The following is an 18,778-nucleotide window of genomic DNA, read 5'->3' as shown; positions in this document are numbered from 1 at the left end:
GCAAAAGGCGGGATCGGTAAAAGTTTTGTCAACGCAATGATTGCCCAATATGGTCTTGAAAAAGAACTTCCGGTTAAATGCCTCGATATTGATCCGGGCAATAAAACGCTTGCTCATTTAAAAGCGTTGAATGCCGTTGAACTGGATATTATGGAAAATAATTCCATCAACCAGGGCAAATTCGATGAAATGATGGAGATTGTTTTTGATACACCAGAAAATGGTCATGTAATTCTTGATCCAGGCGCCTCGGCGTTTATTGAATTTACTGCCTATATGGTTGAAAACCAGGTATTCCAGATGCTGGATGAAATGGGACACCAGGTATTTATTCATGTCGTGATTGCTGGCGGCGCGGATATGATGACCACTCTGCAGGGCTTTAAGCAAATGGCAGCCCAGTTTCCGGAAACGGTTAATTTCTATGTCTGGCTGAATGAATACCACGGTGACATTAAGGCTGATGGCAAGGGTTTCGAGCAAATGAATGTTTATAAGACATTCAAAGATCGTATCCAGGGCATTATTGTTCTGCCAAAGCGCAAAGCGGAAACCTTCGGTCTGGATATTGAACAAATGATGAAGGCCGGTTTGACCTTCTCTCAGGCCATTGAGTCTGAAGATTTCAAACTGATGCAAAAACAGCGCCTGAAGATGATGAAACAGTCATTCTTTGAAAGCATTGGGGCGGTCGTATTCTAAGTGTGGCGCTATGCGCCACATTACCTGTAGAGGTGATTGCTATGAAACATATTTCAGAAATAACCATTGGTGAATTAAACAACGCGGTTAAAGACTCTGCTGAAAATGCCATATCTGACAGCAAGGAAAAAGGCCTGCCTGTTACTTACAAAAATGATGCTGGACAGCTCGTAAAAGAATACCCGGATGGCCGTATTGAGATAATAGAAGACAACGACAATGACTAAACCACAGCTGGTTATGTTCGCTGGGCCAAATGGCTCCGGTAAGAGTTCGATTACTGAAAAGCTGCGGGACAATTACGATCTGGGCGAGTACATCAATCCTGACATCATTGCTGCAGGACTGTCCGGCCCCTACCCTCAGCGCGTCAGACAGGCACAAACCATTGCTGAAGAAAAACGACAGCAGTGTATCGCTGAAAAGCGCTCATTTTGTTTTGAAACGGTTATGTCTCATCCGTCAAAAGTAGAGACACTGCGACAGGCCCGATCTGCCGGATTTAACACGACGCTGTTCTATGTTTGCCTTGATCATCCTCTGCTGAATGTGAATCGTGTCGCTGATCGCGTCAGAAAAGGCGGACACGACGTTCCCACAGATAAAATCATCTCCAGATACTTCCGTTCTCTAAATCAGCTCACAGACGCTGTGAGAAGCGTAGATAACGCCTTCGTAATCGACAATAGCTATCGCGGTCGAGAATCGGAAGTCATCGCGCAGATCCGCAACGGCAATATTGTTCAGTTAAGCGACAAGGTGCCTCACTGGGTCAAGAATCATCTGATGGATAAGCTGACGCAATCAACAGAGGTCGGACCGACACAGAAATCAGCTGCACAGGTGGATGCTAAACAAGGTATCCGCTACCGGGGAAAAATTCTGTCGGTTTCAAAGGATCAAGTTGTCCAGGAGACAAGCAACGGTGTACAGGTAGTTCACCCTGCTTCAAGGCTCCCTGCTTCTGTTGAGGTGGGCCAGAGCTACATGATATGCCACGGCAAAAAAGCAGCTGTTGTGAAAGCTGACAACAGCCATAAGAACACCATGAATATTTGAGAATAACGCAATGTCATCAACAGCAGACTTTGTTGAAGAGATCAAAATCGCAATTGCCAGAAAACACAAATTCATCTTGAGTGATGACGATCCGGTGCTGGCAATCGTTACACTCAATGACCTTCTGTTAAACCACCACTTGGCCCAGGTGAATGGTGCCACGGATAAATTACGTGAGGACATTGAAGCGGTTACTGAGCGTCATAGCCTGGAAAACCGGGAACTGGCAAAAAACATTATCAATAAATCCATATCGCATAGCGTGAGTGAAATTAAGAAGGTTTCAGACACGTTAGTTGAACAGCTGAACACCCAACAACAGTCGTTTCTCAGGGACTATGAGGTGATCAGTGATAACAATCAGAAACTGAAGACGATCAGCGCAATTTGTGCAGCTTTATCCGTGATAGGTGCGTTGGTCACTGCTGGGCTTGTACTGCTCACATAAGGGGGAAATGTGATGAAGATCAGTTACGGTGCTTTTGCTCTACTGTTGGTTACTGCAGGGGCCAATGCTGATAACTCTGCAAATCTACTACAGGGTGATCAACGGCTTGCCTGTGAAGCGATCCTTTGCCTCTCAACAGGTCAGCCCCCATCTGAATGTAAGCCTGCTCTAGAGAGATACTTTGGGATTCGACATAAGAAACCGTGGAAACAGGCTCGGGCCAGACAAGATTTTCTAAATATGTGCCCTACTGTCTCATCATCAGCTAATTACAGTTCTGAAGCTAATCGGCAATAAAATTAAGGCAACCTAGTTGCCTTAATTCCTGTTGAATACAACACCTGAAAAGTTGGCCAGAAATCTAGCCTTATTTATGATGCCCCAGTCTACTATCAGATAGTATCCTGTCTTACCTCTCACCCCAGTATTCCTGACAAACTGAATATCCATTTTATAATCGTTACGAAGTAACGCTATTTGGCGTTTAAGGGTGATTTTTGGGATTCCAGTCAACCCATGAAGGTCATCCAAAGATGGCTTCTTACAGAATATGGCATTGATAATGGCATATTTCTTTTCTGCATCTTGGCTAATCTCCATCTACTTACCTAACTCCAACGTACCGGTAATAAGCAATTTTTCAATTGGCATTCTGACCTTATCGCCCTTAATTTTCACCCAAATAAAGCTAGGGTCAGAATCTTTTCTGTCCAAGCAAATGGTACCCTCATACTCAGAATCTTTCACTTTAACCGATATGCTGAACATCCCAGGCTTGCAATCTGCAAACAGCATAACATCTTGGTCAAGGGATATTTCACCATCGGATTCCCATAAATCCCCGGAATCTTCGCTTTCATCAAAATTTTCAATTTCAGCGTTTTCATCAACCTGATTCGGGTCAACCGCAATGTCTTCAACAGACTCAGAATCCTCAGAGACTGCACTGTCAGCATCAACCTCATCTGCAGCTGCAGGCTCGGTTTCCGGTTCCGATTCAGAGACTGCCGCCAGCATCTGGCCCTGGGAGTCAGATTCACCAATAAAGCCATCATCCGCTGGATTGGTTTCAGAAAATTGCACATGTGCAATTTTATCGCTATCTACAGATGTTTGACTGTCTTCCGGCTCACTTGGTGCTGAATCAACGGTATCTTTACTGTTTTCTTCCCTTAAATATTGCTCACTTTGCAGGCGAGTTATTCCAATTTCTATGGCTGACTGGCAGATCCCTTCAGCTCGTACAGAATTGAGGTCATGGAGTTTTCTGAGATTATTGAGTGTAACTACGTCTTTAGTTATACCCTCTTCATAGAGTTTCAGAACACACTCAGGCATATCAAGTAGTCTTAGATGCCTTGAAACGAAAGAAGTGTCTTTACTTATGCCTTTTGCAATATCCTTTTGCATCATGCCACTGTCTTTTAACTTTTTTAAAGCATTGGCAATCTCTATGGGTTTCAAATCGTCACGCTGAAGGTTTTCAACCAACTCTCCAATAATCAGTTTTTCAGCATCTAATTCCTGGGACTCAATAATTGCTTTTATTTTGAGTCCTTTTCTCGTGGCAGCTCTCCAGCGTCGTTCCCCTTTTTGGATGACATATACGCCTTCCTCATTTTTTGGATATACGACAATGGGCTGTATTTGCCCATTCGCTACCATTGAATCCCCAAGTTCATCTATGGACTGATCATCAAATTCAGTTCGCACCTGATCTTTATTGATGACTTGATCAGTGTCTAGCACCAGGACAATATTGTCCTCAGTCCCATCTATCAACTCTTTCAGGTTTATGTTGGGTCTGTGGGTCTTTTTGGCAGTAGCTTCTTTACTGGCTATGGCTTGCTTAAACTTGCTCATGTTAGCTACCTACCCTGTCTAACACTTCTGAAACCAGACTTTGGTACTGTTTAGCCTGAATACTACTTGGGCTATATTCGGAAATTGACTGTTGCAGTGTGTTTGCCTCAACAACCTTTTTTGACTGAGTGATCCGCGAGCTAAACATGTGCTCGTTATAGTCTCGAACCAATTTATCGAAGAAGTGTCGTTCGACAACAACATCTCTACCGTCAACCATATTGCACATGATGCCTAAAAGAGAAAGTTTGCTATTAATTCTCTTTTTTATATTCATTGACTTTTCAATCAGTTTTTCAATCCCGTCTACCGAATATCCGTCAAGTGTCGTTGGTATGAAAAGGTAGTCTGCAGCCATCAGCGCTGATGTTTGCATGGTTCCAAATGAGGGTAAGCAATCAATTATGATGAAATCGTAGTTAAGTGATTCTAAGTATTCCTTGAACTCAAACCCAACATCAACGATCTCCTTGGTTGATACTTCAGCGAGACTTTCTGTAGCCCCAAATATATCAATATTTTCGTTGACCGTGAGAGGCTTTGCTTTTTCGCTATTTATATAAATTTGAAGAGTATTAGCCGCACCATTAATGATTTTCTTTCCAGATACTGTATAGATTTCGCTTGGTATGTCGTCCCCGAAAAATGCTTTAGTTCCATGGCCCTGGGGATCATTATCTACAAACAGTACTTTATATCCTCGGGCGGCTAAACCTTTTGCAAGATTGAATGAGGACGTAGTTTTGCCAACGCCTCCTTTTTGATTTGTGTTAGCAATTATCTTTGTCACTCTGCCATCTCCTGCCCAATGTACTGAAGGTATGTGTCTATTATGGTATCACCAGATGATACAGTCAATAAGCTATGGGCATATTTTTGCTTTTGATGAACATCTCAGTTCGGTAAGGCAAAGTGTGAAGTGGTGGGTGACATTATCTATTATTAACTTTTGGTTTTTACCTAACTATTCATGGATTATTTACGTAGTAAATATCCTTGAATACTGGTTAAAGGATAAAAGACCGGATAAAAGCTGGTTGGAGATGGGGAAATCGCTCGCTAGGCCTTTAGATAGAAGGGATCTTGATCATTTAACGGTGCAGCCAACCTACATATTACGGTGCAGCCAACCTATATATTAAAATGCAGCGAACCTCTATACAGGGGATTTGCTAAACAGGAATAAACAAGTTAATACCAGCATATCCACAGATTTATTCACATTATTTGTGGATAATAGCGTTAAAATGCAGCGAACCTACATACATATAGATTGAAATATAGCTTCTTTTTCCAGAAAAGCACTTAAAATGCAGCGAACCTATATATTAACGTGCAGCGAACCTACATATAACACGTCCTAATCTGAACAAAAAATGAACAAAAATAAGAAAAACGTAGAGTTGATCTTAGATAAGCAATTACTGAACTATGCAGCCAACCTACATATTACTGTCTGGTGCAGGTCGTCAGTGGAGATAAGCGAAGGGGATCTGCTGAACTATGCAAACAACCTATAGGTCATAGCCAGAATTGCACATGTGCAATTTGATCAAGGCCTGTAGTGAAAGACTGCTTTTTTGGCCGGTCAGAGCAGAAACACTATGAACTATGCAGCCAACCTATATATGAAGCACGTACCCTGGTGTACTTCAGGTGGGCATAGATAGGGCGTGTGATCATTAACTATGCAACCAACCTATATATTTCTGTTTAGACTCGCTGCCGAAAAGAATTTTCCGGTAAATATGCGGATCATAAGAATTATGGCTGTGTGGAGGTGAGGGAAGTAGGGTTGAACTATGCAAACAACCTATAGGTCATAGCCAGAATTGCACATGTGCAATTTGATCAAGGCCTGTAGTGAAAAACGGCTTTTTTGGGCCGGTCAGAGTGGAAACGCAATGAACTATGCAGCCAACCTATATATGAAGCACGTCCCGTGGTGTGCTCCAGGTGGGTATGGGTAGGGCGTGTGATCATTAACTATGCAACCAACCTATATATTGCTGTTTAGCCTCGCTACCGAAAAGAAATTTCCGGTAAATATGCGGATCATAAGAAGTTATGGCTGTGTGGAGATGGGGGAAGTAGGGGTGAACTATGCAACCAACCTATAGGTCATAGCCAGAATTGCACATGTGCAATTTGATCAAGGCCTGTAGTGAAAAACGGCTTTTTTGGCCGGTCAGAGCGAAAACACTATGAACTATGCAGCCAACCTATATATGAAGCACGTCCCGTGGTGTACTACAGGTGGAGTAATGTAGGCTTTGAGGCTCTTAACTATGCATCCAACCTACATATCCCAATGGCGGTAAGTATTTAAAATATTTGGTCGTCAGTTTCCTCCATCTTGTTCAGGATGTCTCTTTTTACTTTATTTCCAGACTTTTGCTGCTGAATAAACTCTTCGTGGGTATAGATCTTATACCGGACATCAATAACCTTTCGTCCTTCCTTTATCTTTTCAAGCTCATATCGTGCAACAACTTTGCAGTTAATGAGCGCGTCTAAAGCATTGTTCATAGCTCTTATGTTGTCGCCCATTCGCTGTGATAGCCCTCTTGGGCTTTGAGAAAAAAGCGAAACTAGACTGCGGGTGTAAGGAATATTTTCCGCTGCTTGAGTGAAATATAGAGACATGCGTTTGTAAATATACAACGCCAATGGCGATGCTATTTTCATGCTGCGTTGGTAGTTGTAGCGTCTGTAACTTACTTTCAGTATTGATTCAGAAACGAGTGGGTTGAATCGCACGTAGCACAGTGCGCTTCTATCCAGGTCAAAATCTTTTCTTGAAACCAAGCCGACAGCCTCAAAAAAACCAGAATCAACAAGCACAGATCCATCAGCAGTAGACACTTCAAGCGTTGATCTTCTGTTAATTAAAATGGATTCTTTCAGCTCACTTATGGAGTAGGTGTGACCTCGACTTTTTAGTTCCTTTTGCAGTCCATACAATGTAAATGTCACGCCAGCAGATCCATCTATATAAACACCGTTACCTTCAACGGCCATCTTCCTAAGCGCTTCTTCTACACGTTCCTCTCTCTCTCCTGGGAATACTAAAACAGTCTTCCCATTTTTATCTGTAATATTCGCTGCACGAATAGTTGATTTTATAACCCGCTTTTGAATCTGGGTTTCGGTAGTGCGAGCTGAAAGCGCTATGTCCTTTACTTTTTTCTTATGGCCATAGCTATATTTATCTATGGCATCATAGATGTCGATTAGGTGGGAATGATTCTTATCTATGATCTCGGGTAGTAAAAATAATTGCATCTGCTGATTCGTACTCACAAGTGAATCGTTCAATGTCTTATCTTGCGCTTTTTGTGCGGCAGTGCTTTTCGACATAGTGTTAGACCGTCGTTTATATTATTTAGCCTTCAAGTTTTCTTCTGTACATAGCAAAAGAAGAAGTTCCCGATCTGTTGCGACTTGCTTTTTCCGTTTCACCTGCTCGACTAATTTTTGCTCATCTTTCTGCAAATAAGCCTGAAAACATTTCTTTTCTTTTCGGTGTGAATTTCTATTTTTATCAGCCATGATACGCACCTTATATAGCATCATTAAAGCATCGTATAGAGATACTATAATACGGTGCGTACAGACGCGCAAGAAAAAATAATTGCACATGTGCAATTTCTCAATCAGTGTCGTTTAGCAAGAACGACATGGGGCGTAAGCCTTGCAAATGACAGAGTTTAAGTAATGTGGTTAAATTCAATAAATCGAACATAAATATACCGGATGTCGTGTATGAGCAAACCTAGCGGTGACTCATCTCAGATCAAAACTATTTTCTCTGAAAACGTCACAAAATTTATGGAAGTCCAGGGTCTGACAGCACAGGCAATATGCCGTAAATCAGGGGTTAGCCCCAGCTTTATGAGCGATATAGTCAACCGACGTGCAAACCCGTCCCTGGAAACGATGGAACAGATAGCACAGGCGCTGAATGTTCCACTGCATGTACTGTTGTTGAAAAATGAATGGCTTCGATATATCGTATATCGGGATAAAAACCAAACGACAAAATTGAAGTAAAGTGATAGGCCATGATCACTGATAAAGACCGTATCATAGAGGAAAGGACGCTCGCTAAACTTCATCGTGAAATGGGTGATAAGACAGCGGAAGCGCTGTTAGATGATCAAGTTATCGAAATCATCTTGAACCCTGACGGCAAGTTGTGGGTTGAACGCCTGGGGGAACCCATGTTGCTGATGGGCGAGATGGGGCGGCAACAGGCCATGGGTTTACTAACGACAATAGCCTCTTATCACAGCACTACCATCACCCGCGAAAATCCAATCCTTGAATGTGAGCTGCCGCATTATGGTTGCCGTTTTGAGGGGTTGATCCCGCCAGTCGTGGCGAACCCAACATTCTCCATTCGTAAAAAGGCCGTTAAGGTTTTTACACTCCAGGAATATGTCTCGTCAGGCGTCATGTCTGAGGCCCAGTGTGAAGTCATCAAGGCGGCGGTTTCTGCCAGAAAAAATATCCTGGTTGTTGGTGGTACGGGCAGTGGTAAAACGACACTGACCAATGCGCTGATCCATCACATTGCTGAAATCAATCCTGATCACCGGCTGGTTATCATTGAAGATACTAATGAGATCCAGTGCCAGTCCGAGAATGCCGCGATCCTGCGAGCAACAGAGCATGTTTCAATGTTGCGCCTGCTGAAAGCCACCATGCGCCTCCGGCCTGACCGGATTCTGGTGGGTGAGGTTCGCGGTGAAGAAGCGCTGTCGCTCTTAAAAGCATGGAACACTGGGCATCCTGGCGGTGTATCGACCCTCCACGCCAATAGTTCCCAGGAAGGCCTTACTCGTCTGGAGTCATTGATCAGCGAGAGCAATGTTCCTCCACAGCCGAAACTGATTGCGGATGCTGTTGATGTCGTCATTCATATTGGCAAGCAGCAATTGGATGGCGGAAGGGTAGGGCGGCGCGTTCAATCCGTCCTCCAGGTCACAGGGTATTCGGGGGGAGAGTACGAAACAGAAATTTTAATCTAACGGTTGATCTATATCACAAACAGGTGATTGATCAACGTCAAATTGCGGTTTATTATAGTAACCATAGGTTACTATAAACTTTAAAAAGCTAAAGAGGAATTGAATCATGTCGTACCGTTCTTTAAGCGTGTTCTGCGTACTGGCACTGGCTGTTTTTATCATCTCCCCAGATGTGTTTGCATCGTCGTCTACAGGAATGCCCTGGGAAAACCCGTTAAAAACTATTCAGCAGTCGTTTACCGGCCCGGTAGCGTTTTCAATTTCTGTCATTGGTCTGGTTGTCTGTGCCCTGAGTTTGATTTTTGGCGGGGGAGAGATTGGTGGTGTTGCCAAAGGGATCATCGGTGTTGTTATGGTGATTTCCATTGCGGTCATGGCCAATAACATCATTTCTCTGCTGTTTGGTATTTCAGGAGCGGTCATCTAATGAGCGACGGGCAATTAGCTACAGTCCCGATTCATCGGGTAATGAACCGGGCGATGTTGTTCGCTGGCGGTGATCGAGAATTAATGCTCTCAAACCTGATGGTCTGGGGGATTCTGGCGTTTACCAGTCTTGATCCTGTAGCTGTTGCCCTGTCGTTGATCATGTGCATTTTGCTGGCATGGTTGCTGCGGGTGATGGCCAAGTCTGACCCGCAGATGCGTCACGTCTATTTGCGTCATATCCGTTACAGAGCCTATTACCCAGCAAGATCCCGGCCATGGCGGTTAAATCCAAAGGCGACCTGGAGATAATAAAAAATGTTAGCTCTCAAGCAATATCGAGATACCAACCCTGGGTTCGCGGATCTACTGGATTATGCGGCGGTAGTTGATGATGGCGTTATCATGTCCAAGTCCGGCCTGCTGATGGCTGGATGGCGTTATCGTGCCGTTGACATGGCCAGCACGACATTCCCTGAAGTGAATGCACTGATGGCTCGCCTGAACCAGATCCTGACCTCATTAGGTTCTGGGTGGATGATGCACTGTGATGCCATCCGGGGGGATGCCAATGAATATCCTGCCGAGTCAGCCAGTTACTTTCCCGATGAGATTACACGATTGATTGACAGGGAGCGCCGTTCTTACTTTCAAGGGCGCGGCAACACCTATGAAACAGAATTTGTCCTGGTATTGAGTTATCTGCCCCCTCGGATAGAACAGAAACGGGTGGTCGATATGATGTTTGATGATCACCAGCCAAAAAAAGGCCTGAAGAGTCATAGTGAGAAGATCATCAGTGAGTTTCAGGAAAAAATTAGCCTGATTGAAAGCAACCTGACCTCTGTTGTCCAAAGTCTGGAGCGCCTGAATGCTTGGGAACAGCCGTCTGAGGATGGCAGTGCTGCCGTTATGGATGGTTTTCTTGAACATCTGAACCATTGCGTTACCGGCCAGCGACATCCCGTTAGGCTGCCGCCTGTCCCTATGTATCTGGATGCAGTGTTGGGATCAAAAGACTTTTATCCTGGAGTCAATCCAGCCGTAGGCAACAAATACATTGCTGCTGTAGGCATCGAGGGATTCCCAATGGAATCCAGCCCCGGTGTACTGAATGCTTTAACCCAGCTGGAGTGTGAATACCGTTGGAGCACTCGGTTTATTTTTCTGGATTCCTATCAGGCTGAAGCACAAATAAAGCGGTATCGTTCCAAGTGGGAGCAAAAAGTGCACTCGCTCTGGGATCAGGTTTTTCGTAAGGGGCAGCCCCGTCGTGTGGATCGTGATGCCGTGGAAATGGTGGGTGAAGCGGATCAGGCAATGTCTGAGGCCAGCTCTAATTTGGTTTCCTATGGATACTATACATCGGTAGTGATTCTGATGGATGAGGATCGTGAGTTGCTGGATCGCAACTGTAAGGCCATTGCCAAGCGTATCAATGACCTGGGTTTCACCTCACGGATTGAAGGACTGAACACCATCGAGGCCTACTTGGGATCATTGCCGGGTCACGGGTTCCAGAATGTTCGGCGCCCAATGATCAATACCATGAACCTGTCTCACCTGATGCCGCTATCAACGGTGTGGTCAGGCAAACAATATGCGCCTTGTGACTTCTATCCGCCAAAATCTCCGGCGTTGGCCCAGTGTGCCACAGCGGGGAACACTCCTTTCCGTCTGAATCTCCACGTAGGGGACGTGGGGCATACATTGATACTCGGGCCGACGGGCGCGGGTAAATCAACATTGCTGACATTCATTGAGGCGCAGTTTCGGCGCTATCCCAATGCCAATATCTTTGCCTTTGACAAGAATATGTCGATGTTTGCGCTATGTGAGGCTTCTGGGGGGCAGCATTACGAAATTGCCAGCGATGAAAGTCGCTTAAATTTCTGTCCGCTGGGTTTCTTCCTGGAGAACAATAACTTAGCGGGTGCGGTTGAGTGGCTGGAAACGGTTTTTAAACTCCAGGGAGTAGCGGTTGGCCCTGCTCACGGTCGCCAGATCATGGAAGCCCTGGAGATCATGAGAGATAACGGGCATAAAACGCTCTCTGATTTTCAAAGTTCTATTCAGAATGAAGAACTGAGAGAAGCAATTTATGCCTATACCATCGCTGGCCCGATGGGGACATTGCTGGATGCTGAAGAGGATGGTCTGTCTGCCAGCAGTTTCACAGTTTTTGAAGTTGAGCAATTGATGCAAATGGGGGATAAGTATTTGATCCCCGTTCTGACCTACCTGTTCAAGCGCATCGAGCATCGCCTGAACGGGCAGCCCAGCATGATTGTCCTGGATGAAGCGTGGTTAATGTTGGGACATCCTGCGTTCAGAGAGAAAATCCGTGAATGGCTGAAGGTGCTCCGTAAGGCTAACTGTTTGGTCGTGATGGCGACTCAGAATATTAAAGATGCGGTGGACTCCGGCATTCTTGATGTTATTAAAGAGTCTTGTCCGACCAAGATTTATCTGCCAAACCCGGTGGCCCGCGATGAAGATACCGCCAAAATCTATCGCATGATGGGCCTGAATAACCGTCAGATTGGGTTGATCGCATCTGCAATTCAGAAACGTCAATATTATCTGGTGTCACCGGAAGGTGCCCGGATGTTTGAGTTGGCGTTAGGATCGGTGGCCCTGGCGTTTTGTGCTGTCAGTGATAGGGAGTCCATTGAAAAGATCAAAAAACTGATGGCTCAGACGGCTAATGATGAGAGTTACGAGTATCCAGCATGGACGCTTGAGTGGATGCAGTCCAAAGGGGTGAAAATAATATGAACAAATATAAATACCTGTTTCTGATGCTGTTGTTACCAATGAAGGGGATGGCTTCTGGTATTCCTGTTGTGGATGCTGCAAGTCTGGTTCAGAGTATTCAGCAAACACTACATGCTGCCACTCAGATCCAGAACCAGATTCAGTCCCTGGAGATGCAGGCCAAGTCCCTGAAGAACCTGGGGGGCAATTACAACAGTGATATTAATGTCGCGTTGAATCAGCTGGCCTCGCTGATCAATACCAGCAATTCATTAAGTTACTCGTCAAAGCAGTTGGGTGAAAAGCTGGGTTTGTATCAGAACTACGAGTATTACCAGAACAACCCCTATGGAACGGCACAGACGTATAACCGCTATCGGAACATGTCCAACACAACCATTGATAGCGTCAAGGGGGCCATGAGCGCGACGGGTCTTCAGCATGAACAAATGTCTAATGAGTTGGCCTATCTGCAGCAATTGACGGTTAATTCTGACACGGCCATTGGTCAAACACAGGCACTGCAGGCAGGGAACCGGCTGGCAACAAATCAGGTTGAGCATCTTCAGAAACTTCGGCAATTGGTGATGTCGCAGATCCAGATGGATGCTGCGGTTAAGCTGCAGGAGGCTGAAGAAGATGCAATGCGTAAAGCCGCCACTGAGCAAGTTTTAAAAAGAACTCTTCACGTAAACACTGAATGGAAATGAGGATCGCTATGATCAAGTATTTCGCTGTAGTTGCAATGGCTGTTGTAGCGCTGACCGGTTGCCAGAAAGATGAGAATTATTACCGAGAAAACCTGGATGCTGCCAAAACGAAGGCTCTGGAGTGCAATGCGGATTGGGCGAAAGCACAAGATCCTGATGCAGAGTGTAAGGCTGCACTCAAAGTGATGACCGAACGCACCCTTAAAAGAAGTCTAAAAGTAGATACTGAATGGAAATAGGCTATGAAATCCAGAGTGATTTGTACTCAGTTACCATTGCTGTTGGTTGTATTACTGGTATCGACTGAGCTTTTTGCGACTCAGAGTATTAATGTTTCTGAGGACATTATCAGCAGGTTTGAAGAAGTATCCAGCAGCTGGCGAAACTCTTTTCAAAGCTTGGCTCTTAGTGTTTTTGGGATAATTATTGTTATTGACTTGGCTTGGTCAGGTATCAATCTGGTCAAACAACAGGCAGGTTTCCAGGAATGTGTAGGAGAACTGATTAGCAGATCCATTTTCTATGGATTCTTCTATGCCTTGATTATTTTTGCTAGTAGATGGACAGGAGCGATCCTGGAATCTTTTGATCTTGCGGCGATTAAGGCTGCAGGAGAATCCGGAGTAACGCCAGTATATGGAGCGGGATCTGTTTTTAACATTGGGTTGGACATAGTTCAAACCATTCTGGAGGCAATGTCATTATCCCAATTAGCAGCTTCCATTGCGTTGGTAGTGGCTGCCGCCATTATCATGATTGTGTTTGCCATAATGTCAGCAACACTGGTACTGGCTCTGTGTGAAATGTACATCGTTCTGAGTGCCGGTGTGTTGATCCTTGGTTTTTGTGGTTCTCGCTGGAGTCATGAAATAGCGCTGAATTACTACAAATACGCTTTCACTATTGGTTTGAAGGTGTTCACGTTGAAACTGATCATGACAACAGGACAGGCGATTATTACCAATTGGTTAGATGTTATGGAGGTTGCCAGTGCCGATTCAGCCTTTGCAATGGTAGGTGCTGCCATTGTCCTGTTGATGCTGGTTCAGCATGTACCTGAAACTATGCAACGACTTCTGGCCGGTGCGCTCAGTAGTGGTGGTGAGAGCATGGTTGGTGCTGGCGCGGGTCAGGGCATGGTAACTATGGCCTCGGGTGCCATTGGCGGCATGGTGGCCGGTGCGATTTCTGCTGGCACCTCCGGTGTAGGTGCCGGATCTGCTCTAAAAGCAGCTGTAGGTCTGGCCGGTGATCAAGGGGCCGGTGCTGAAGGGGGTATGAAGGGAGCCATGGGTATGGCGGGTCAGACGGCGAAAAACCTGTTCCAGAGTGGAGCCAGTGATGTGAAAGGCAAGATGGCGGGTGACATCAGCAAAACCCATGGACAGAGAGGCTTTCGTATGGGCCAGGATATGAATGAACAGCGTGAACGTCTGCGTGAGGCGATGTCTGGTAATAGCGATACAGTCAACACCATACAGCCGGGGGAGTAATCCCCCGCAGTGTTGCTTCGGTAGTTTTCTAAAGCAGTAACACCACAACAGTAAAAATACTGATTGGAATCAATATTTCTGCGGGTAAAAGTCTTTTTTATTTAGTTCCCATAGGTTACTATAAACACATAAGCGAATGAGTTCCTGACAATGAACAAAACAGTTGAATCTCCCTACACTGAAGCCCGCAAAGAATGGGCAGAAAGATACGGCAGCTATATAAAGCAGCGAAATATCGCCGCGCTTATTGCTGTGCTGGCGCTATTGATTGCCCTGTGTTCTGTAGGGGGGGTTGTCTACATTGGATCTCAGAGCAAAATCGACCCTTACTTGGTTGAAATCGACCGGATCGGGAACGCGGTCAATGTACGCGTGGCAGATCAGGCGGGCGATGTTCGCAGCAAAGATCTGATTACCAGTGCTCAACTCGCAGAGTTTGTTAATAATACAAGGGCGGTTACACCGGACATTCAACTCCAGCGGAAAATGATTGTTAAGTCCTATTCACTGATTAATAACGGTGATCCCGCTTCTATGTATCTCAATGATTTTTATTGCAATGGAGAATGTGACACGAATCCATTCAACCGAGCTAAGAAAGAAACTGTGGAAGTGAAAATAACCTCATTGCTTCCACAAACGGATGTCACTTGGCAAATGGAATGGCTGGAAATTATTCGAGATAGAAAGGGGGTTCAGACTGGCGCTCCAATAAGAATGAAGGGCTTGTTCACGGTTTATACAGAAACGCCGGAAACGCTTGAAGGCATTCTGAAAAATCCAACGGGCTTAAAAATAAGAGATCTGAGCTGGTCAGAACAAATATAACTCAATGGGTGCGGGATAATGATTCGATTTGCACTGTTATTAATCATGGGGTTGCTGAGTGTGCAGGTATCGGCACAAGGCACAATGCCGGTAGGTCAGCCACAACTGCCTGATATGGATGACTACCTGAATAAAGAAGATCTTCCGTTGAACAAACAGGAGTGGGCTTCTGCAAAAATGGCGTACAGCATCATGGATCGGTTTGAACAACCTACCGAAGGGGCGACAGGCCGGATTGTATTCACCTACGGTGCATCGGTGCCCTCCGTCGTCTGTGCGCCTATGCAGATTTGTACCCTGGAGTTACAAAAAGGGGAAACAGTGTCTTCACTCCAGGTGGGTGATAGCGTCCGATGGTCAGTCACACCGGCCAGCGGTGGGGGAACAACCTTCATCATTATTAAGCCAACGGATACCGCATTAAAAACTTCATTATTTATTGCAACGGATCGGCGGGCTTATTACCTGAAATTGATTTCCCGTAAAGAAAATTTTATGCCGCGCATTGCCTTTGAATACCCTGAAGATGCACTGAAACAATGGCAGGCATATTATCAGGCGGCAGAAAATAAAAAGGTTGAGGAACAGAAAAAAGTTATTCCAGAAACCAAAGAATATATCCCTGAATTGAATTTCGAATATGCCATTAAAGGAAAAGCTCGCTGGAAACCGATTCGGGTTTATAACAATGGCGTTAAAACCATTATTCAAATGCCTGAATCCATGGCCAGTAACGAAGCCCCGGCCCTGATGGTTCTGGGTGCAAATGATGATCAGCATCTGGTGAATTATCGGCTGAATGGGGATCGCTACATTGTAGATCAATTGTTTGACCGTGCCGTGTTAATTGCCGGTGTCGGGGATTCCCAGCAACGCATTGAAATTATCAGGGAGGGCGCAATATGAAACAGGCGCTGATGATGCTGGGTGTTTCATTACTGATGGGTTGTGCATCCACTACCCCGAGTCCGTATGCCTCTCTGGAAGGGGATGGGTTCGATACCGGACAGGCTCATGCAATCAGCAGTGACATCCTGGCGTTCCTGCAGGATCACTATGGCCCAGGATTAACCGGATTCATCCTGCTTCACCCTGAAAAGCCCCTGGGACGCGCCCTGGAAGAATCGCTACGACAGGCGGGCTATGCCGTGCTGACCACGGATGACAGTACTCAGGGTGACTACCTGATTTACCGGGCAGACCAGACCGGCACGGATCAGGCCTTTGTGCAGGTGAGTGTGGGGGATGATTACCAGTTCAACCGCCTGTATAGCCTCAAAGAACAGGTGTCGCCTATCGGCTCCTATACCTTCGTGGGCAACATCCCTGGCCAGCTGGAAACCAACATGAAAGCGGCCTCTTATACGCCGGACGCTGAACCCCAGGGCCAGATGCTGGCGGCAGTCTCTGAACCGGAAGCGGAAACCGCGCCTGCAGCGGCGGATGAGGCTGATGCTGATACTGATGCTGACAGTGCAGCCTCTGAGGATGCCGGGGCTGTTGAAATCACTGCCATTGACCCGGATCAGGTTGAGGAAACCGCAACAGAGGAACCGGAAGCTGAACCTGTCCAGGTAGTTCATTACCAGTGGTTTGAAGGGGAGACGCTTCGTGAAGCGCTTCAGCGTTGGGTAGCTGACGCCGGGATGAACAAAGTCGTCTGGTTTGTGAAGGATCGGGATGGTGATGTCATCGAGATCCCCATTGCCTCGGATTACACCTTCCCACAGGAATCACTTGAACAGGTGCTGACCACCGTCAAGCGGGCCTATGCCACGGCTGAAATCAATCCTTTGCCTCTGAATTTCATCATCAAGGGCGGTAACGGGACGCTGATTGTTACGAATACAGGGGTGAATCAGTAATGAAAATCATGAATTGGGTGGCTCTGGGGTTAATGCTGACAGGCTGTGCCACCAATACGCCGGATATCAAACAACGGCTGGATCAGTCTGTCGGTGATGCAGATGCCATCTATGCCCGTGTGAATGAAAATGGTCTGACGCTGCGTGAGAACTACGGCATTACCGTAGATAACGATGGAATCTGGGTGAATACCTCCACCATCAAGAGCAACGATATGCTCCCTAAAATCATGACCAGCAAGCGGTTTTCGTTCATCAAGCCTGACCCGATGAATCTGGCGGACATTGCGGCTTTTATCACGCAGAAAACCGGCATCAAGGCTGAACGCTCCTATGAGTTGTTGCCGCCTGCGGAGAAGGCAACCACGGAAGCTGAACAAATCAATTTGCCACCGTCCATGGGCCAGACAGCGGAAAAGGATGCTGACAGCATTTCCAAGAGCTACATCGTGCTCGGTAAATACACCGCCAGCATGAGAAACGGGACAATCGTCGATTTCCTGGATCATATTGCGGCGTCCCTGGGGATCAGCTGGAAGTACTCTGAAGAAACTGGAATCCTGTTTTATTACTACGACACCCAAACCTTCTATGTGCATACCACGATCTCAGATGTGGTGGCCAAGTCTCTGCTGAAAAACACCAGCAACACATCAAATACAGGATCTGGCGGTGAGTCTGACCAGACCATTGAGGTCAATGTAGAACCCAAGTTCTGGGATGCCCTGGAGGAATCCCTGGAAAAGATGGTCACTGAACACGGCGAGGTGGTGATCAATGCCTCAACCGGCGCAGTGACGGTGACTGACAACGATCTGTCTATCCGCAAGATTAAGGGTTACATCACGGATATGAACCGTCTGCTCAAAATGCAGGTTCACATGCGTTTGATGATCGTCACAGTGGAAGTGAATGCGGGGGATATGACCAGTCTCTCTTATGACCTGGTGTACAACAACGCTGACGGCTTTATCAAGCTGACCAGTGCGCGTCTGGGCGAACCCGGTCTGTCAGGGATCGGCGGTGGTGTGACCAACCCTGATAGCCGTTGGAAGGACTCCAAGTTGTTTCTGGATGCTCTATCTACTCGCGCCAACATCAGCACAGTGACCACATCCGATATTTTGGTGTCCAACTACCGTCCGTACCACTACCGCAATGGCGGCACTATGCGCTATGTCGGCAATGTCAGTAGCACAGTGACATCTGATGTTGGCGTTACAGAATCCGTTGAAATTCAGGAGCTGTTTACCGGCATCGGCATCATTTTCCAGCCAAACATCTATGACAAGGAAAACGTCAATATGGATCTGGTGATCAGTCAACAGGATCTGGCTGTCATGGATACCGTTGAGCTGACCAATACCAAGATCAAGCTGCCGGAAACCAGCAACCAGGACATCACCAACAATTTCCACATGCGTTCCGGTGAAACCCGCGTTCTGGTTGCCTTTGAGAAGAAACGCGACTCAACCGACAACAAGGGAACCCTGACGCCAGACAACATGCTACTGGGTGGCAGTAAAGTCGCGGAAGGGAAAAGAGAATTGGTTCTTCTGGTTGGCACTCCACGGATCATTTGAGGATGCACAGG

22 protein-coding genes are annotated in these 18,778 nt (G+C 46.1%); 17 read left to right on the top strand and 5 right to left on the bottom strand.

Features of this window, described 5'->3' with window-relative positions:
• From KHS78_RS21435 to KHS78_RS22735, 5 genes are all read left to right on the top strand, one after another.
• The coding region (locus KHS78_RS21435) for a P-loop NTPase family protein (RefSeq protein ID WP_211831061.1) at window positions 1–702 on the top strand (702 nt) is incomplete at its 5' end.
• A gap of 41 nt (window positions 703–743) precedes the next feature.
• Window positions 744–929, top strand: coding sequence for a hypothetical protein (locus KHS78_RS21430; protein ID WP_211831060.1), 186 nt, complete (start codon window positions 744–746; stop codon window positions 927–929).
• Complete coding sequence (locus KHS78_RS21425; protein ID WP_211831059.1) at window positions 922–1,761, top strand: ATPase; 840 nt, start codon at window positions 922–924, stop codon at window positions 1,759–1,761. Before KHS78_RS21430 ends, KHS78_RS21425 begins: the two co-directional genes overlap by 8 nt.
• A 10-nt stretch (window positions 1,762–1,771) precedes the next feature.
• Window positions 1,772–2,209 (top strand): hypothetical protein, encoded by a 438-nt coding sequence (locus KHS78_RS21420; RefSeq protein ID WP_211831058.1) that lies wholly within the window; start codon window positions 1,772–1,774, stop codon window positions 2,207–2,209.
• A 12-nt stretch (window positions 2,210–2,221) separates the two neighbouring features.
• Window positions 2,222–2,506, top strand: coding sequence for a TrbM/KikA/MpfK family conjugal transfer protein (locus KHS78_RS22735; protein ID WP_211831057.1), 285 nt, complete (start codon window positions 2,222–2,224; stop codon window positions 2,504–2,506).
• A 21-nt stretch (window positions 2,507–2,527) separates the two neighbouring features.
• On the opposite strand, the gene KHS78_RS21410 is transcribed toward KHS78_RS22735, so the two are convergent.
• From KHS78_RS21410 to KHS78_RS21390, 5 genes are all read right to left on the bottom strand, one after another.
• Window positions 2,528–2,809, bottom strand: a complete 282-nt coding sequence (locus tag KHS78_RS21410; RefSeq protein WP_211831056.1) for a helix-turn-helix domain-containing protein — start codon at window positions 2,807–2,809, stop codon at window positions 2,528–2,530.
• Window positions 2,810–4,072, bottom strand: a complete 1,263-nt coding sequence (locus KHS78_RS21405; protein ID WP_211831055.1) for a ParB/RepB/Spo0J family partition protein — start codon at window positions 4,070–4,072, stop codon at window positions 2,810–2,812.
• A gap of 1 nt (window position 4,073) precedes the next feature.
• The gene (locus tag KHS78_RS21400) at window positions 4,074–4,862 is read right to left on the bottom strand and encodes a ParA family protein (protein ID WP_211831054.1); all 789 of its coding nucleotides are present in this window, start codon (window positions 4,860–4,862) and stop codon (window positions 4,074–4,076) included.
• Between the two features lie 1,535 nt (window positions 4,863–6,397).
• Complete coding sequence (locus KHS78_RS21395; RefSeq protein WP_211831053.1) at window positions 6,398–7,432, bottom strand: plasmid replication protein; 1,035 nt, start codon at window positions 7,430–7,432, stop codon at window positions 6,398–6,400.
• Between the two features lie 21 nt (window positions 7,433–7,453).
• Window positions 7,454–7,624, bottom strand: coding sequence for a hypothetical protein (locus KHS78_RS21390; protein WP_211831052.1), 171 nt, complete (start codon window positions 7,622–7,624; stop codon window positions 7,454–7,456).
• Between the two features lie 213 nt (window positions 7,625–7,837).
• On the opposite strand from KHS78_RS21390, the gene KHS78_RS21385 reads away from it, so the two are divergent.
• From KHS78_RS21385 to KHS78_RS21330, 12 genes are all read left to right on the top strand, one after another.
• Window positions 7,838–8,125 (top strand): helix-turn-helix domain-containing protein, encoded by a 288-nt coding sequence (locus tag KHS78_RS21385; protein WP_211831051.1) that lies wholly within the window; start codon window positions 7,838–7,840, stop codon window positions 8,123–8,125.
• 11 nt (window positions 8,126–8,136) lie between these two features.
• Window positions 8,137–9,105, top strand: a complete 969-nt coding sequence (trbB, locus tag KHS78_RS21380) for a P-type conjugative transfer ATPase TrbB (protein ID WP_211831050.1) — start codon at window positions 8,137–8,139, stop codon at window positions 9,103–9,105.
• Between the two features lie 106 nt (window positions 9,106–9,211).
• Complete coding sequence (locus tag KHS78_RS21375; RefSeq protein WP_211831049.1) at window positions 9,212–9,532, top strand: TrbC/VirB2 family type IV secretion system protein; 321 nt, start codon at window positions 9,212–9,214, stop codon at window positions 9,530–9,532.
• Window positions 9,532–9,843: a conjugal transfer protein TrbD gene (gene trbD, locus KHS78_RS21370; RefSeq protein WP_211831048.1), complete on the top strand. Its 312-nt coding sequence runs from the start codon at window positions 9,532–9,534 to the stop codon at window positions 9,841–9,843. Before KHS78_RS21375 ends, trbD begins: the two co-directional genes overlap by 1 nt.
• A 6-nt stretch (window positions 9,844–9,849) precedes the next feature.
• Window positions 9,850–12,309, top strand: coding sequence for a VirB4 family type IV secretion/conjugal transfer ATPase (locus KHS78_RS21365; RefSeq protein WP_211831047.1), 2,460 nt, complete (start codon window positions 9,850–9,852; stop codon window positions 12,307–12,309).
• The gene (gene trbJ, locus KHS78_RS21360) at window positions 12,306–12,998 is read left to right on the top strand and encodes a P-type conjugative transfer protein TrbJ (RefSeq protein ID WP_211831046.1); all 693 of its coding nucleotides are present in this window, start codon (window positions 12,306–12,308) and stop codon (window positions 12,996–12,998) included. The genes KHS78_RS21365 and trbJ overlap by 4 nt, the downstream gene beginning before the upstream one ends.
• An 8-nt stretch (window positions 12,999–13,006) precedes the next feature.
• The gene (locus KHS78_RS21355; RefSeq protein ID WP_211831045.1) at window positions 13,007–13,237 is read left to right on the top strand and encodes a hypothetical protein; all 231 of its coding nucleotides are present in this window, start codon (window positions 13,007–13,009) and stop codon (window positions 13,235–13,237) included.
• 3 nt (window positions 13,238–13,240) lie between these two features.
• Window positions 13,241–14,491: a P-type conjugative transfer protein TrbL gene (trbL, locus tag KHS78_RS21350; protein ID WP_211831044.1), complete on the top strand. Its 1,251-nt coding sequence runs from the start codon at window positions 13,241–13,243 to the stop codon at window positions 14,489–14,491.
• Window positions 14,492–14,641: 150 nt separating this feature from the next.
• Window positions 14,642–15,319 carry a VirB8/TrbF family protein gene (locus KHS78_RS21345; RefSeq protein ID WP_211831043.1) on the top strand — a complete coding sequence of 226 codons (678 nt, stop codon included), beginning with the start codon at window positions 14,642–14,644 and terminating at the stop codon, window positions 15,317–15,319.
• Window positions 15,320–15,337: 18 nt separating this feature from the next.
• The gene (trbG, locus tag KHS78_RS21340) at window positions 15,338–16,225 is read left to right on the top strand and encodes a P-type conjugative transfer protein TrbG (protein WP_211831042.1); all 888 of its coding nucleotides are present in this window, start codon (window positions 15,338–15,340) and stop codon (window positions 16,223–16,225) included.
• Complete coding sequence (locus KHS78_RS21335) at window positions 16,222–17,184, top strand: TcpQ domain-containing protein (protein WP_211831041.1); 963 nt, start codon at window positions 16,222–16,224, stop codon at window positions 17,182–17,184. Before trbG ends, KHS78_RS21335 begins: the two co-directional genes overlap by 4 nt.
• On the top strand, window positions 17,184–18,767 hold the full coding sequence (locus tag KHS78_RS21330) for a secretin N-terminal domain-containing protein (protein ID WP_211831040.1): 1,584 nt from the start codon (window positions 17,184–17,186) through the stop codon (window positions 18,765–18,767). Before KHS78_RS21335 ends, KHS78_RS21330 begins: the two co-directional genes overlap by 1 nt.
• Window positions 18,768–18,778: the final 11 nt, after the last annotated feature.

The organism is Kistimonas asteriae (assembly GCF_018263925.1).
Taxonomy (GTDB): domain Bacteria; phylum Pseudomonadota; class Gammaproteobacteria; order Pseudomonadales; family Endozoicomonadaceae; genus Kistimonas; species Kistimonas asteriae.
This window is presented reverse-complemented; position numbering and strand designations above follow the sequence as displayed.

Excerpts from the sequence above, each read along its gene's own strand:
- KHS78_RS21430 (WP_211831060.1), top strand. The coding sequence starts at position 744 with ATGAAACATATTTCAGAAATAACCATTGGTGAATTAAACAACGCGGTT.
- KHS78_RS21425 (WP_211831059.1), top strand. The coding sequence starts at position 922 with ATGACTAAACCACAGCTGGTTATGTTCGCTGGGCCAAATGGCTCCGGT.
- KHS78_RS21420 (WP_211831058.1), top strand. The coding sequence starts at position 1,772 with ATGTCATCAACAGCAGACTTTGTTGAAGAGATCAAAATCGCAATTGCC.
- KHS78_RS22735 (WP_211831057.1), top strand. The coding sequence starts at position 2,222 with ATGAAGATCAGTTACGGTGCTTTTGCTCTACTGTTGGTTACTGCAGGG.
- KHS78_RS21410 (WP_211831056.1), bottom strand. The coding sequence starts at position 2,809 with ATGGAGATTAGCCAAGATGCAGAAAAGAAATATGCCATTATCAATGCC.
- KHS78_RS21405 (WP_211831055.1), bottom strand. The coding sequence starts at position 4,072 with ATGAGCAAGTTTAAGCAAGCCATAGCCAGTAAAGAAGCTACTGCCAAA.
- KHS78_RS21395 (WP_211831053.1), bottom strand. The coding sequence starts at position 7,432 with ATGTCGAAAAGCACTGCCGCACAAAAAGCGCAAGATAAGACATTGAAC.
- KHS78_RS21390 (WP_211831052.1), bottom strand. The coding sequence starts at position 7,624 with ATGGCTGATAAAAATAGAAATTCACACCGAAAAGAAAAGAAATGTTTT.
- KHS78_RS21385 (WP_211831051.1), top strand. The coding sequence starts at position 7,838 with ATGAGCAAACCTAGCGGTGACTCATCTCAGATCAAAACTATTTTCTCT.
- trbB (WP_211831050.1), top strand. The coding sequence starts at position 8,137 with ATGATCACTGATAAAGACCGTATCATAGAGGAAAGGACGCTCGCTAAA.
- KHS78_RS21375 (WP_211831049.1), top strand. The coding sequence starts at position 9,212 with ATGTCGTACCGTTCTTTAAGCGTGTTCTGCGTACTGGCACTGGCTGTT.
- trbD (WP_211831048.1), top strand. The coding sequence starts at position 9,532 with ATGAGCGACGGGCAATTAGCTACAGTCCCGATTCATCGGGTAATGAAC.
- KHS78_RS21365 (WP_211831047.1), top strand. The coding sequence starts at position 9,850 with ATGTTAGCTCTCAAGCAATATCGAGATACCAACCCTGGGTTCGCGGAT.
- trbJ (WP_211831046.1), top strand. The coding sequence starts at position 12,306 with ATGAACAAATATAAATACCTGTTTCTGATGCTGTTGTTACCAATGAAG.
- KHS78_RS21355 (WP_211831045.1), top strand. The coding sequence starts at position 13,007 with ATGATCAAGTATTTCGCTGTAGTTGCAATGGCTGTTGTAGCGCTGACC.
- trbL (WP_211831044.1), top strand. The coding sequence starts at position 13,241 with ATGAAATCCAGAGTGATTTGTACTCAGTTACCATTGCTGTTGGTTGTA.
- KHS78_RS21345 (WP_211831043.1), top strand. The coding sequence starts at position 14,642 with ATGAACAAAACAGTTGAATCTCCCTACACTGAAGCCCGCAAAGAATGG.
- trbG (WP_211831042.1), top strand. The coding sequence starts at position 15,338 with ATGATTCGATTTGCACTGTTATTAATCATGGGGTTGCTGAGTGTGCAG.
- KHS78_RS21335 (WP_211831041.1), top strand. The coding sequence starts at position 16,222 with ATGAAACAGGCGCTGATGATGCTGGGTGTTTCATTACTGATGGGTTGT.
- KHS78_RS21330 (WP_211831040.1), top strand. The coding sequence starts at position 17,184 with ATGAAAATCATGAATTGGGTGGCTCTGGGGTTAATGCTGACAGGCTGT.